The 1,605-nt window shown below is 53.0% G+C and carries 1 protein-coding gene; it reads right to left on the reverse strand.

What is annotated here, in order from left to right; translation table 11 throughout:
• Nucleotides 1-831: 831 nt before the first annotated feature.
• Nucleotides 832-1,458 carry a helix-turn-helix domain-containing protein gene (locus CWI66_RS17430; protein ID WP_100732372.1) on the reverse strand — a complete coding sequence of 209 codons (627 nt, stop codon included), beginning with the start codon at nucleotides 1,456-1,458 and terminating at the stop codon, nucleotides 832-834.
• Between the last annotated feature and the right edge of the window lie 147 nt (nucleotides 1,459-1,605).

A 1,605-nucleotide genomic window follows, 5' to 3' on the forward strand; every position in this document is an offset into this window, starting at 1 on the left:
TTGCACGGGGCGAATGATCAAAAAGTGCTCGCTGGCGGTGATAGGGAAAGTGTCGGCGCCGGCTTCACGGATTCAGGTCTTATTTACCCAGCGAGGCAACATATCCAAAATTCGCGTGCCGGCTCGTTTTCACGATTTAATCATACTTTATTGATAAATTTGGCTTAGGTCACGTGGCTTTGAAGAAAAATTGAGCTGGAGCAGGCTTTGGGCAGCTGACGCTGCCTTCGCGCCGGGCCGCCGCTGCGGGTGCCTTTTGGCTCGTTCCTCGCCAAGCGTTACGCCGCGCTACGGGGTGGCTAGATTGCTTATGTGGTGTGATCATCGCGCGCTGAAGCGCCCTCCTACAACACTGCTAATACAGTGACGGTGTTGCGGGAGACGCATGAGCTTAGGCTTTGAGGACGTAACGCAGGGTTTCAACGACTTGGTCTGTAGTGGTGCACCAGGCTTGGGCTGTGCGTCTTTAGAAAACGATCCTCTTTGTTCATGGCTGCATCTAGCGAGAGAATCGTCTTGGCCCGTCGGATATCCCGATCCAGATTGGCTTCCGTCTTGGCCTCATCTCGCGCGGTGCGCCAGTAGGTGATGCTGAATCAGGCCTCTGAGTTTCTCACGCTTATCGTCCAATTCATTGAACGTGCCCGACCATTCCTCGCCTCTTTCCTCAATCCTACCAAAACTTAGCCGTCAGCGGATCACTTTTGCTGAAGCATTGGAGCTGGCCAAGTCGCTGTAACCTGCTTCAGCCAAAACAAGAGGAAGAGCCTGTCAGGGGCTCCCCCTTTACATTCTGTGTTTTCACGAAATTGGCGAAGCCTGATAGCTGGTTCAGCCTTGAAGATCGCCCTCTTTGGGTTCCGACATCACAGCTATTACTTCTGCATCTTCATCACCCTCGGCCAGATAAATATGCCCGATGGAACTGTTGAAATAAGCCGTTTCTCGTTCACCCAGGCTGATGCTTTCACCATTTTCAAAGTGAATGCAGACGCGCCCCGATAGCACCATGGCAAACTCCTCTCCGGGGTGGCGGATGAAGTCTTCAAACTCACCCAGATCACGCGCCTGAATCCGAGCATAAACCGGCATCATGCTCCGACCGGGAAACTCACCCGCAATAGGATGATATTCATAGCTGCCAGTAGCATACCCAGTCGCCTCAGAAATTTTGCTGGTGACCACCGTTGGCTTATCTGACCTGTCCGCACCCGATTCAGGGTTGAACAGCTGGGGCAGGCTGACATTCAGAGCACGTGCGGCAGCAGCAAGCTTGTCATAGCTGACAGTTGCCTGCCCCAACTCCATTTTCGACAGCGTTGAAAGCGCAACACCACTTTTCTCAGACACCTGTTTCAGGGTGAATTTCTGCTGTTTACGGTGAGCCCTTAGGCGAGAGCCGACCAGTACTCGGTCGATCAGTGTATCGGACGGCTGGGATTGTGAGTCTGTTGGCATGAAAGCTTCGCGGCTCGACCTGACTATGAATACGAAGTCCTAGTGTATCCCGAAAACAGCTTGACTTTAAGGAAACGCTGCATAAATCCCGTCGGAGCTGCCTCATAGCCACCGACGAGGTAAAATCTGACCTGTCGTCCAACACCC

Origin of the sequence: Halomonas sp. 141 (assembly GCF_002810305.1) — a bacterium.
Classification (GTDB): domain Bacteria; phylum Pseudomonadota; class Gammaproteobacteria; order Pseudomonadales; family Halomonadaceae; genus Vreelandella; species Vreelandella stevensii.